This is a genomic window from Bradyrhizobium sp. YCK136, from assembly GCF_044570075.1.
Classification (GTDB): Bacteria; Pseudomonadota; Alphaproteobacteria; order Rhizobiales; family Xanthobacteraceae; genus Bradyrhizobium; species Bradyrhizobium diazoefficiens.
In genome coordinates, this window is record NZ_CP172424.1 from 4,341,048 (window position 1) to 4,353,444 (window position 12,397).

Annotated in this window: 10 protein-coding genes; 3 read left to right on the plus strand and 7 right to left on the minus strand. The window is 65.8% G+C overall.

All coding sequences use genetic code 11. The features are described 5' to 3' along the window. Nucleotides 1-570 precede the first annotated feature (570 nt). Nucleotides 571-1,467 (plus strand): DMT family transporter, encoded by an 897-nt coding sequence (locus ACFLEY_RS20810; RefSeq protein WP_060911819.1) that lies wholly within the window; start codon nucleotides 571-573, stop codon nucleotides 1,465-1,467. Between the two features lie 58 nt (nucleotides 1,468-1,525). Here the strand turns inward: ACFLEY_RS20810 and ACFLEY_RS20815 are convergent, their stop codons facing one another. The 3 genes from ACFLEY_RS20815 to ACFLEY_RS20825 form a co-directional block, all read right to left on the minus strand. Next, complete coding sequence (locus ACFLEY_RS20815) at nucleotides 1,526-3,781, minus strand: CHASE3 domain-containing protein (protein WP_060911820.1); 2,256 nt, start codon at nucleotides 3,779-3,781, stop codon at nucleotides 1,526-1,528. Then, the gene (locus ACFLEY_RS20820; protein ID WP_011087050.1) at nucleotides 3,778-4,194 is read right to left on the minus strand and encodes a response regulator; all 417 of its coding nucleotides are present in this window, start codon (nucleotides 4,192-4,194) and stop codon (nucleotides 3,778-3,780) included. Before ACFLEY_RS20820 ends, ACFLEY_RS20815 begins: the two co-directional genes overlap by 4 nt. Before the next feature lie 236 nt (nucleotides 4,195-4,430). Next, nucleotides 4,431-5,051: a BA14K family protein gene (locus ACFLEY_RS20825; protein ID WP_028171220.1), complete on the minus strand. Its 621-nt coding sequence runs from the start codon at nucleotides 5,049-5,051 to the stop codon at nucleotides 4,431-4,433. A gap of 244 nt (nucleotides 5,052-5,295) precedes the next feature. Between ACFLEY_RS20825 and ACFLEY_RS20830 the strand changes: the two genes are divergently transcribed. After that, the gene (locus tag ACFLEY_RS20830; protein WP_011087052.1) at nucleotides 5,296-5,703 is read left to right on the plus strand and encodes an NADH:ubiquinone oxidoreductase subunit NDUFA12; all 408 of its coding nucleotides are present in this window, start codon (nucleotides 5,296-5,298) and stop codon (nucleotides 5,701-5,703) included. A 483-nt stretch (nucleotides 5,704-6,186) separates the two neighbouring features. Here the strand turns inward: ACFLEY_RS20830 and ACFLEY_RS20835 are convergent, their stop codons facing one another. After that, nucleotides 6,187-6,873 (minus strand): DJ-1/PfpI family protein, encoded by a 687-nt coding sequence (locus tag ACFLEY_RS20835; protein WP_060911821.1) that lies wholly within the window; start codon nucleotides 6,871-6,873, stop codon nucleotides 6,187-6,189. A gap of 94 nt (nucleotides 6,874-6,967) precedes the next feature. Here ACFLEY_RS20835 and ACFLEY_RS20840 point away from each other — a divergent pair, with 94 nt between their 5' ends. Continuing rightward, nucleotides 6,968-7,906 carry a GlxA family transcriptional regulator gene (locus ACFLEY_RS20840; protein ID WP_060911822.1) on the plus strand — a complete coding sequence of 313 codons (939 nt, stop codon included), beginning with the start codon at nucleotides 6,968-6,970 and terminating at the stop codon, nucleotides 7,904-7,906. Nucleotides 7,907-8,003: 97 nt separating this feature from the next. Here the strand turns inward: ACFLEY_RS20840 and ACFLEY_RS20845 are convergent, their stop codons facing one another. The 3 genes from ACFLEY_RS20845 to ACFLEY_RS20855 all read right to left on the minus strand — a co-directional run bounded on the left by ACFLEY_RS20845 (nucleotide 8,004) and on the right by ACFLEY_RS20855 (nucleotide 12,397). After that, complete coding sequence (locus ACFLEY_RS20845; protein ID WP_171901265.1) at nucleotides 8,004-9,290, minus strand: phosphopantetheine-binding protein; 1,287 nt, start codon at nucleotides 9,288-9,290, stop codon at nucleotides 8,004-8,006. After that, nucleotides 9,287-11,119, minus strand: coding sequence for an acetoacetate--CoA ligase (locus ACFLEY_RS20850; RefSeq protein ID WP_211433562.1), 1,833 nt, complete (start codon nucleotides 11,117-11,119; stop codon nucleotides 9,287-9,289). Before ACFLEY_RS20850 ends, ACFLEY_RS20845 begins: the two co-directional genes overlap by 4 nt. A 270-nt stretch (nucleotides 11,120-11,389) precedes the next feature. Next, nucleotides 11,390-12,397 carry a Na+-dependent transporter gene (locus ACFLEY_RS20855; RefSeq protein WP_060911825.1) on the minus strand — a complete coding sequence of 336 codons (1,008 nt, stop codon included), beginning with the start codon at nucleotides 12,395-12,397 and terminating at the stop codon, nucleotides 11,390-11,392.

Here is a 12,397-nt window from a genome sequence, read left to right on the forward strand (position 1 = left end):
GCCCCAACGGGATGCGCGCGACATGCGTTCAACGCCCCACAACGTCACAACTTCTATCGATGCCATCCGAGCCTGTTGCCGGCCCGTTCTGGCGCCCGAAAAGTCCGCTTACCGCGGGCAGACAAGCCCTCATCCCGCTGCCTTTGGCTGGCTGGCGGAGTGACGATTTGCGAGACCCTTTGGGGGAGTGCCGGCGGGACGCAAACTCACTCGCGCCGAACGGACCGAAAGCTAGGACTCTCCGTTGCGCCCGTCAAGAACTAGTGCGAGTTCCTGAATCAAATACTAAATATGGTGGATTGCGGGGGATAACAGGGGGCAAGCCCGCGCCTGTTGTGGAGGCAAGTATCAGTGAGTCCTCAGGGATTCCCAACTGAAAAAATTTGTGTCCCGTCGTGATCGGAACCCTTCACCCCGCTCTTCACAGGGCAGGTATATTTTTGGCCGGCGGGGTTGCGCCAGCAGGACTCACGTAGCCTTACGGAAGGTGAGGGCAGGCATGCCCGCCGAGGTGGTGGTGGGGGGCGCGAATCCGCGCCAAGCTGACCTCGATTTTGCCGGGTACCCCACATGCTTGATTCGACTCGGCCGGTGCTGCGACCGCGCATCGCCCCGGCCGGCCTGATGTTCCTTGCCATCACCTCGATCGGCTGGGGCTTCAACTGGCCGGTGACGAAATTCCTGCTCGCCGAGCTGCCGCCGCTGACCTTGCGCGGGGTGACCGGCGTGCTCGGGGCTGGTCTGCTGGCCGCGCTCGCCCTGGTCCGCGGCGACAGCCTGAAGGTGGCGCGCGAGATCTGGCCGCGGCTGCTGACCGCCGCCGTCCTCAACGTCACCGGCTGGATGGTGCTGATGGGGCTGGCGCTGCTCTGGCTGCCGGCCAGCGAGGCGGCGCTGATCGCCTACACCATGCCGGTCTGGGCCTCGATCATCGCCTGGCCGGTGCTGGGCGAGCGGCCGACCGTTCTGCGCACGCTGGGGCTGGTGATGGCCTTCGTGGGCCTCGCCTCGATCATGGGCGGCAACGGCATTGCCGCCAGCGCGGCGAAGCTGCCAGGCATCATCATGGCGCTGTTCGGCGCGCTCGGCTTTGCCCTGGGCACCGTGTTCTCGAAAAAGTACCCGATCCGCCTGCCGCCGATCACGGCCGCGGCCTGGCAGATCGGGATCGGCTGCCTGCCGATCTCGATCGTCGGTCTGCTGATCGAGACCTCGCATCTGGAGCTGGTGACGCCGGTCGGCTGGTGGCTCCTGGTCTATTCGACCGTGGTGCAGTTCTGCATCGCCTATGTGAGCTGGTTCGCCGCGCTGGCCCGCCTGCCGGCCTCGGTTGCCGCGATCGGGACCATGGCCGTACCGGTCATCGGCGTCGTGGCCTCGGCGATCGCACTGCACGAGCCGCTCGGGCCAGGGCAGATCGCGGCGCTGGTCTTCACGCTCGGTGCCGTGGTGCTGGCGACGCGCTAGATTCTTGTTTGACGCGTTTTCTTTACGCGAACCGGTATCCACTTCGCTTGAAAACGCTTTAGACCGCCATCCCGCCGCCGCCCAGCGCCTTCCGGATCATCTCGGCGAGCTGGTTGCGGCGGTAGGGTTTGGTCAGCAGCAGCACGCCGTCGTCGAGCTTGCCGTGGTGGACGATGGCGTTGTCGGTGTAGCCGGAGGTGTAGAGCACCTTCAGTCCCGGCCGCCGCCTGGCCACTTCCTCGGCGAGCTCGCGCCCGCTCATGCCGCCGGGGATGACGACGTCGGTGAAGAGGAGATCGAAGGCCTGCCCGGCCTCGATCGCCTGCAGCGCGGCGCGGCTGTCGGGCGCGGCAACCGTCTGGTAGCCGAGGCTCTGCAATTGCGCGGTGACGAAGTTGCGCACCAGTGGATCGTCCTCGACCACGAAAATGATCTCGGCACCGCCTTCGGCCTGAGGCGCGACGGTCGCGGCCACTTCCGCCATGCCTTCGCCCGGCGGCAGATAGAGCTTGATCGTGGTGCCGTGGCCTTCCTCGCTGTAGATCTTGATGTGTCCGCCGGACTGCTTGACGAAGCCGTAGACCATGGAGAGGCCGAGGCCACTTCCCTTGCCGACCTCCTTGGTGGTGAAGAACGGCTCGAACGCCTTCTCCTGGATGTCCAGCGGCATGCCGGTGCCGGTGTCGCTGACCGCTAGCATGACGTAGGGGCCGGACACCACGTCCGCATTGGCCTGCGCATAGGCCTCGTCCAGCACGACGCGGTGGGTCTCCAGCAGCAGCTTGCCGCCGTTCGGCATGGCGTCGCGGGCGTTGATCGCCATGTTGAGCACGGCATTGGTGAGCCGGGACGGATCGATGTGCGCGGTCATCGGCCCCTGTTCCAGCACGGTCTCGATCTGGATCTGCTCGCCGAGGGTGGGGCGCAGGAGTTTTGCGATGTCCGTGATCGCGGCGTTGATCTCGACGTTGCGCGGCTGGAGCGGCTGCCGGCGTGCGAAGGCGAGCAGGTGCTGGATCAGCTCGGCGCAGCGCTCGGCGGCATCGTCGATCAGGCGCGCCACGCGCTGGAGCTGGGGCTGCTCCTTCAGGCTCGCCACCAGCGTCTCGGTATTTCCCGAGATCACCGTCAGCATGTTGTTGAAGTCGTGCGCGACACCGCCGGTCAGCTTGCCGATCGCATCCAGCTTCTGCGACTGCTGCAATTGCCGCTCGGTCTCGCGCGAGGTGGTCGCATCGTGATAGACCAGCACGGCGCCCGAGATTTCGCCTTGTCCGTCCCGCATCGGACGGCCGCTGATCATGAGGTGGCGCACCTGATTGCCGCTGTGCGGGCGGACGATCATCTCCAGGTCTTCGAACTCCTCGCCGCGCAGCACACGCACCGAAGGCAGCTCCTCGGCCTTCATCGGCGTGACGCCGTCGCCATGAAAGACGTCCGACAGCACCCGCAGACTGCTCAGGTTCATGCCGGTGCGGTGCAGCAGCATGCGCTCCGCGGCCGGATTGGACAGAAGAACGTTGCTGTCGACGTCGATGACCAGCACCGCCTCCGCCATGCTGCGAAAAGTGCTCTGGAGCACGTTGACGGACAGGCGGAGCTCGTCATGCGCGGTGACCAGATGTTCGGTGCGTTCGGCCACCGCCGCCTCGAGTTGCTCCTTGGCGGCCGTGGTCTCCAGCAGCGTGCTCTTGAGCGCGCCCTCGGTGCGCCGGCTCTCGCGCATCACCATCACCACCAGCAGCAGGATCACGAGCGCGCCGGCGACATCGATGCCGAGCAGCACGATGCCGGTGCGACGCGAATCCTGGGAGCGCGCGGCGAGCAATCGTTCTTGCTCTGCGCTCAGACGGTCGAGATTGCCCATCACCGTGTCCATCAGGCCGCGGCCCTCGGCCTTGCCGTTGAGCGCGGCAATGCCGGCCTGGTCATTCATGGCGCGCAGGCGCATCGCCTCGGCAGCGATCTCGACCCGGCGCAGCGCCAGCGGCTCGGTGCCCTCCAGCAGCGTGACCTGATCGGGGTTGTCGCCCACGCCGCGCTTGAGGTCGGCGAGTGCCGGCGCGATCTGGGCATGCACCGCCTGGAATTCGTCGCTGAAGGCCGGGCTGCGATAGATCTCGTAGCCGCGCGCGGCGCTCTCGGCGCGGCGCATCAGGACGCGCAGATCGGAGATCTTCTTCTGGACCTGGACGGTACGGCTGACCCACGCCGAGTCGGACCGCGACTTGACGTCGAGGCCGATCGAGGCGGCGGTGATGATCAGGAGGATTGCAAGTCCAGCACCGAGAATGACGCGCTGCGTTGGAATCAAGGGGCTTCTTTCTTGTCCTTCGGCTGTGCGCTCTCGCCCGCGAGACATTCCCGGATTGTCGTCAGCAGCGCTTCCGGCGTGAACGGCTTGCGCAGGCAACGCGTTGCGCCGAGCTCCAGCGCCATGCGGAGGAAATCGGGAGAGGGCGAGGCCGACGATGCAAAGGCGTAACCGGACATCGCGATCAGCGGGATCGCCGGCGCGCGCTCGTGAAAGATGCGGATGGATTCGAAGCCGCGCATATGCGGCATGAAGATGTCGACCAGCATCACGTGATACGTCTGCGCTTCCAGCGCAGCCAGTCCCGCTTCACCGCCGTCGGCCAGCGTAACGTCGAAGCCCTGACGTTGGAGAAGGACCTCGATGGTCGCGCCGACCATCGGATCGTCATCTACCACGAGAATACGCGGCATGACCTTTCCCAGTAGATCGAAGTCCCCGCATTGGTGATATCCGCGAATCGTGGGTCGGGTCAATTTTGGATTGGATCAGGGTAGATATGCACGGTGCGGTGAATAAAGGTCCGTTTGCGTCGACTTGTACATATCGTCGCGGGAACAGGTGCACGCGCAACTGGTGAAAGCGGAGCACACGCGAAAACGGCGCCGCATCACTGCGACGCCGTTTCTGTCAAGCATTGCAGATGCGGTTACGGGCAGGGATGACGCAGGCCGTCATAACCGAGATAGGTGCCCGACGCCGGGTCGTAGGAGCGGTAGCGCTGCGCGCAGTAGCCCGCGGAATCGCCGCCGCTGTCGGGAACGACCGCCACCGACGGCTCGTCGTAGTAGCTGTCGTCGCCGTAGTAGTAGGGATCGTTGTAATACCCGCCGCCATAATAGGCGTATGAGCCGAGGCCGCCGATAGCAGCACCTGCCGCGAAACCGGGCCAGAACCCGCCGCGATGATGATGACGCCAGCCGCCGTTCCAATTGCCGCCACCGCCCTGCCAGTTGCTGCCGGCGGCTGCGAAGTTGCGGCCACCGCCACCGCTGAACGACGGAGCAGTGCCGAGGCCGGGACGCGCCACTGCGCCAGCCGCAAAATTGCCGCCGCCACCGCCGATCCGTGGACCGGCGCTGAAGCCGCCCCCGCCCATTCGGGCGCCGCCGCCACCGCCGCCGAAGTGAGCGCCGCCGCCACCGCCGAAGTGAGCACCGCCCCCGCCGCCGAAATGGCCACCGCCACGGCCCTGCGCGAAGCTCGGTGTCGCCATCGGAAGGACCAGCGCCAGGGCTGCCGCCGCGCCTAGAACTCTCAGACTGTTCATGTTCAAACTCCTTTTCCAGGGAGCAAACCCCTTGAAAGGGCGGAGGTTCCTGGATTCACGCGGGTGTGCGCGTGTGAAGGGGAGATTTTCACGCGGTCGCTGTACCCGGCATGAACGGATCGCGTCAGCTTTGCGGCGGCGCTGCCGCGCTCCGACGTTCGCGTGGGGCACGGCCGCAGCCGCCGAACTGGACATTTCCGTGACCGGATGGCATCAGGACCCGACGAAGCAGGGCCCTTGCCGCATGAAACAGTTCTTCCTCAAGTTTTTCACCTGGTGGAGTGGCCAGACGTTTGGCACCCAGCTCTGGACCAAGCGATACGGCGAGCTGGTCGGTCAGGACGAGCAGGGCAATCTCTATTATCGCACCCGCGGCGGGGCGATCGACCCGACGCTCGGCTTCGAGCGGCGCTGGGTGATCTATAACGGCTATGCGGAAGCGAGCCGGATCCCGCCGTCCTGGCACGGCTGGATCCATCACGTCGTCGACGTGCCGCCGACGCAGGACAACTACCAGCCGCGCGAGTGGGAAAAGCCGCACCAGCCGAATCTCACGGGCACGGCCAACGCCTACCGCCCCTCGGGCTCGACGCTCGCCGGCGGCAAGCGGCCGAAGGCGACCGGCGACTATCAGCCCTGGACCCCCGGCTAGGCTTCCAGCCTTCGTCGAATCGTCATCTTCGGATTGGATGCAGGCGCATCCGGCTGATCCCGCTGTGGACAACGGGAACAGCGGGGATGCCGGCTGCGCGGCCGTTGTGTTCGCGCCGGCGATGCGGCTCAATGGTCCCATCTTACGGAGATGGGAGACCATCGCGTTCGGTTCGGGCAACAGTTCGCGACTGTCCCGAAATGCAGCGGCCGCCGACCAGGACTCGATTGGGAGATAGGCCCCCGGTCTGGAAGTTCCGAAATCGCCCGATGAAATGTGCAGCCGCCGTAAGACAGGAAAGGCCGCTTGGGAAACCGAGCGGCCTTTTTCTGTTGGGATGAGTTGCGTGTCCCGGACGCGGTGCAGCGTGTAACGCTGCGGCGCTGAGCCGGGACCCAGGGGCCGCAATCTGGGTCCCGGCTCAGCGCCGCAGCGCAAAGAGGCGCTGCAGCGCGTCCGGGACACGAGACTGATTGCGTGGAATCAGATGACCCGTTCAGCCGCGCGTTTGACCGCCTCGAGGCGGCGGGCCTGATTTGCGGCGCCGCGCTCTCTCAGCAAGGCCAGCACCTCGGCGGGCGCGGTGTCGGGCGAGCCGGACGTGAACGGCGGGGCGGGGTTGTATTCGATCTGGAGCTGGATCGCTTCCGCCGTGGTGCGGTCGACCAGGATCGACACCAGCGTCAGCGCGAAATCGATCCCGGCGGTGACGCCGCCGCCGGTGACGCGGTTGCGGTCGATGCAGACGCGCGTCTTGGTCGGCGTTGCGCCGAACTGGCCGAGCATCTCCATCGCGCTCCAATGGGTGGCGGCGCGGTAGCCCTTGAGCAGGCCGGCGGCGCCGAGCACCAGTGCCCCCGTGCAGACCGAGGTGACGTACCTGGCGCCTTCGGCCTGCCTGCGCAGGAAATCCAGCACCGCTTCGTCATTGAGCAGATCGCTGGTGCCGCCGCCGCCAGGCACGCAGATCACGTCGAGCTGCGGGCAGTCGGCGAATGTCGTGGTGGGCGTCAATGTCAGCACGGAATCGCTCGGCACCGGCTCGATCCGCTTCCAGATCAGATGCAGCTTGGCGCCGGGAACGGCGGAGAACACCTGCAAGGGGCCGGTGAAGTCGAGCTGGGTGACGCGCGGAAACACCAGAAGTCCGATCTGGAGCGGGGACGACATCGGGAGATCCTCCAATCATGGGCTTGACGCGGGCACACTGGCATGATGCCCTTCTGTCCAAAATGTCATAATTCCCTCAATTTCGGACATAACCATGATCGGCATTCTGATCTTCCCGGATTTCCAGTTGCTCGATGCGGCGGGCCCGATCTCGGTGTTCGAGGTCGCAGCACGCTGCGCCGGCAAGCCGCTTGCGCTGCGGGTGCTGGCGATGAATGCGGGACCGGTGCGCAGCTCCTCGGGCGTCGAGATGATGGCGCGTGATTTCAAATCGGCGAACGCCATCACGACACTCGTCATCGCGGGCGGCGCGGGTGTAGCGGATGCCGCGCGCTGCGAGGTCACGCGTGCCTTCGTGCAGCGGCTGGCGCGGCGCGGCGTTCGGGTCGCCAGCGTCTGCTCGGGCGCCTATGTACTCGCCGAAGCGGGTCTGCTCGACGGACGCCGCGCCACCACGCATTGGGGCCGCACACGCGATTTCGTCGCGCGCTATCCCAAGGTGAAGTTCGAGCCGGACCAGATCTTTACCCGCGACGGCAATGTGTGGACGTCGGCAGGCATCACGGCGGGCATCGACCTCGCGCTGGCGATGGTCACGGAGGACCATGGCGAGGAGATCGCGCAGGCGGCCGCGCGCCAACTCGTGCTCTATCATCGCCGCAGCGGCGGCCAGTCGCAATTCTCATCGCTGCTGGAGTTGAAGGCGCCGAACGGCCGGTTCGGTGCGCTGTTGTCCTGGGCCCGCGAAAATCTCGACGCGCCGCTCACGGTGGAGGAGCTCGCCGATCGCGCCGGCATGAGTGCGCGGCACTTTGCCCGCGCCTTTGCCGCCGAGACCGGCACGACGCCGTCGAAAGCGATCGAGCGGCTGCGGATCGAGGTCGCGCGCGAGCGCGTGCAATCCTCGCGCGAGGCGATCGAGCTCGTTGCGGAGGCGACCGGATTCCGCGACCCCGAACGGATGCGGCGCGCCTTCATCCGCGCGTTCGGCCAGCCGCCGCAGGCGTTGCGGCGCGCGGCGCGGACGGGGTAGGTGGTGTGCTCGTAAATGTGCCGCGCGCGTGCGTGATAGCGAGGTCGGCGTTGCCACGAAAGCGGACGTCGACAATGCGCAAAGCGAATGTCCGCCTTCAGATGGGCAGGAGTACGATTTCCGAATACAGCCTGTCGAGCTCGCCGTCGGCGATCAACGGGGAACGGAAGCACGTGATCATCGGGAGCATCATGCCTCGTGGTGGGACCGGAAAGATTCGCGCCTCCGCGACGAGCGCCACCGTTCGCTGCCGGCGCAAGATCGCCAGCTTGACGCGCTCGAGATGCCGCAACAACAGAACCGGCGCACTACAATGCAGAATGTCCGAATAGGGGATTTTGAGCGGCAGAAACCGTGCCAGTCGTCCCAATCGACTTGCTGCAAGACGCTGATCGCGGCGCTTCACCACGAGATAGGCGTAATCAGGCCCGTCGACGACGATGAGCTGCAGGCAATCATACGCCGCGTGATCGTCGAAGATTTGGCTTTGGTGGCTGGTCAGTCTCTCGCGGATCACGGCCGGATCGAAGCTGATCATCGGCCGGGTCGAGCCGAACAAGGTCGCGGCCTGTAGCAATGGCGGTATGGCGATGCGCTGCGAGTCCAGCGGTTTGAAACGCTGTGCGATGAGGGCGGCCCAAGACGACGGCTGTGGAGTGAAGCACGTGTATGTGGCGTTCGCGTCATCCAGCATTGATGCGAGCAGCGCCATGCCCCAGCCGCGGTACTGCGCGCGTACAACCCAAGAGGACAGATTGCAGACGAGGACTGCCTCCTCGTTCACCTGCCGCCGGGCAGCAACTGCCCCGATGAATCCAACCAAGGCGTTGCCGTCGAAAAGCATGAAGCCGCGGGTGTGATCCGACCAGCCATGATCGAACAGACGGCGCCATTTCGTGGCATCGATGCCCGCCCCGCGAAACGATTCCTCAAGAAAGCGGCAGACCGGCTCCACGTCCTCCGGACCGAGGGCACGGACGTGCAGGCCCGACCGGCCAAGCTGCTGGGCCGTCATTGCCTCCGCGCCGGAGAGGACCGCGATCAGGCCTTCGATCGACGGCGCCCGCAGAAAGGCCGAAAGTGGCACCGGATGCCCTGCATAGCTCTCGATCTCCAGGAGCAGGCTGACTATGGCCAGCGAGTCCGCGCCGAGGTCCAGAAGATTATCGGACCAGCCGATGGGAGCCAGGTCCAGCACGCGCTGGCAGATCGCCTGCAGGTCTTTCCGCAGCTGCTCAACGTCTGGGAGCACTCCACAGACCGGGGTCGGCTCCCGAGACACACTGGCGGTCGGAGGCGCTCGCAGAACCGGATGGTTGGCAATGGCCTCAAGGCATTCGGCATTCTGCAGGGCGTCGCGATTCCGTACAGGGCGGCCGTTCACCGCATCCCGGGCTGCGATTTAACAGGAAGCGCGTCGACCTGTGCGATACGCGCCGGCACGAAGGCCGGCGAGCCGCAGCGTGCAAGCTCGGAGCGGATGTGCTTGGCGAGAGCGCTGTCGAGCACCACGCCTTCGCGCAACACGAGCAACAAAACCATGCGTGTGCCGCCTGGCTCGTCTTCCGCTTGTTGCTCGACCGCCATCGCCTCGACGATCCCGCCGACGTCATCGAGGATGCGGTAGATCTCCGCGGTCCCTATGCGGATGCCGCGCACATTGAGGACGCCGTCTGAACGACCATGCAAGCGCCAGCCCCCATGAGGCGTGGCCTCGATCAGATCGCCATGGGTCCAATAGCCGGGGTTCTGAGCAAAGTAGGCGGCGTGGAAGCGGGTGCCGTCGGCATCGCCGTGAAAGCCGAGGGGCCGCGAGGGGAAAGGGTTGGCGCAGACCAATTCGCCTATCTTCGCCCGCGGATCGTCGGGCGGTGGCAGCGAGCGGACATCGAGGCCGAGGCTGCGGCACTGTGCCTCGCCGCGATGGACCGGCAGATTCGGATTGCCAAGGACGAAGCAGCCGATGATGTCCGTGCCGCCTGAGATCGACTGCAGCGGCATCGACGACTTCACTTTGCTGCTGACCCAGTCGTACTGGCGGGGATAGAGGATCGAGCCGGTCGAGAGCATGGTGCGCAGGGCAGAAAGGTCGAGCACCCGCCCCGGGGAGAAACCCTTCTCCTCGCAGAAGTGCAGATAGGCGGGATTGGTGCCGAACACGGTCACACGTTCCTCGGCAACAATCCGCCAGAACGTGTCCGCCGCTGCGAGCGGCCCGTCGTAGAGGACTATCTCGACGCCGGACGCCAGCGCCGAGAGCTGCCAGTTCCACATCATCCAACCGCAGGAGGTTTGGAAGAACAGCCTGTCGCCGTGGCTGAGATCACAGTGCAACCGGTGCTCCTTCAGATGCTCCAGTAAGGTGCCCCCGGCGCCGTGCTGAATGCATTTTGGCGGGCCCGTGGTGCCCGAAGAGAACATCGTGAACAGCAGATGGTTGAACGGGTGACGAGGCCAGCTTGGCCCAATCTCGCCACCATCATCATCACCGAGCAGATCGGCAAGCCTGTGCAGAGGTGCCGTCCCCTCATCGACGTCCAGCGAGCCATCGTCCAGCGCAATGATCGCCGCGAGGCTCGGCAGGCCGGCCGCCGTTTCGAGGACGCGCTCGGCGACCGGAATTCCCGCATCCCATCGCTCCGCTCGAAGGCAGCCGAAGAGCACCACGGCCTCGAGAGGGGCGAACCGCGCCAGGATAGCGGGTACGCCCATCTCCGGCGCGCAGCTGGCAAAAGTCCCGCCAATCGCGGCGGTCGCCAGACAGGCAATGACCGCCTCGGCATTGTTGCGTGCGATTGCCACGACGTGGTCGCCGCGGCGCACACCGAGCCGCTGCAACGACTTTGCCAATCGATCAACCGCGACGCGCAACGCGCCACGCGTGAACCGGTCGCGGCTGCCGTCAGCGTGGCAGGCTGTCAGGACCGGCTGGCCGGGACTGCCGGCGAGGAGGCACTCGGCGTAGTTGAGACGAAGATCCGGGAAGAAGCGCGCGGTCTCGCAGGCATCGCCGACGCAGACGGGCTCGGCTGCACCGTCCCGCGGCACGTCGGACCACTCAAGGAAGAGACGCCAGAAGCTGTGGAAATCCTCCACCGAGAAGCGGTCCATCGCAGCGTGATCGCTCAGCCGCTGCCCCGTTCGGGCCTCACACCATTGGCCGAAAGCAGTGAGCTGAGAATGTGCGATGCCATGAGCATCGGGACGGAACACGACTTCCTCCAAACCCGCCTCTGGGTGGCACGCGACGACCAAGCCGCAGGCAACGTTGGATAGCGTTCGCATCGCTCGGGGAGAATCATCCTCCGGGGTTATGTGGCGGATTGACGCATGTTGGCGGGAGTACCCCGCCTGAGCGCCAGCGAGCGTAAGCCGCCACTCCTTGATGGCCGCTCTGGGGCACAGGGTGTGAAGTTCCGAGAGTGGGACCGCCTGTCCCGTTCACCCTCGAAAGCAGACATCCCCGGATCTATGAGCACATGCCTAGGTCGGGCTATCTGCAGCTGCCCGGCCGGAGGTACCTGCGTGTGCCGTCAGCCGGCGCGCGATCGGCGTCAGCAGGTAGGGCGCAAGATGAATTGGAAACTGCGTGAGCGCGAAGTAGAGCCAGGTTGTGGCCGGCAGTGCGCCCGCGGTCGCGGCCAGCATCAGCCCGAGATTGCGCTGTGACACCATCAGGCCGATCGCGAAGGCGCGCTCATAGCCGACGCGGCGGAAGATCAGCGTCGTGACGGTGAGCAGGGTGAAATAGACCGCGAAGGCGAGCAGCGCGACACCGATCGTGAACAGGGGGGCGGCGAGGAAGTCGGCTGCGACGTCGCCCATCACCGCCGAGGCGAACACCAGCAGGATGACGATGTTGATGCCGTCGATCGGACGCTTGTGGCGCTGGATCGTCTCGGTGCCGAACAAGCGGCGGATGACGGTCGCGGCCAGCAGCGACGCCGCGAGAATTCCGAGCAGCTTGAGGCCAAGCGTAAGCGGCGAGATGCTGAGCATGCCGCCGAGAAACAGGCTTGCGAACAACGAGGCCGTGAAAGGCACCAGCGCGGTGGCGGTCACCAGCGCGACCAGGGGAAGCGTCGCATCGAGACCCATGAGCGCTGCGAGCGCCGGGGCCGCCATCATCGGCGAGGCCATGCCCTGCAGCATCAGCGCGAGGAAGAGGCCGGGCGAGCTTCTGTCGAGCCCGCTTACATGTGCGAGCAGCCCGACGATCAGCGGCACGCCGATCGTGGTCCAGGCCGTGGCTGCCGCGACCAGGGCCGGCCGGCGCAGATGTCCGTAGAGCGCCGCCAGGTCGACGCGCATGAAGGAGATGCAGAGCAGAAGGAAGATCGCTTCGGTGACGTAGGGGCGCAGCAGCGCGCCGAGCGGCGGCACCGCAACCGCGATGAAGGCGATGGCTGCCACGGCGCGCGTGCCCTGGTCGCCGAGCCATGTCAGCCCGCGCAGGGGAATGGCGAAGATCGTTTGAAGATTGGAAGCCAT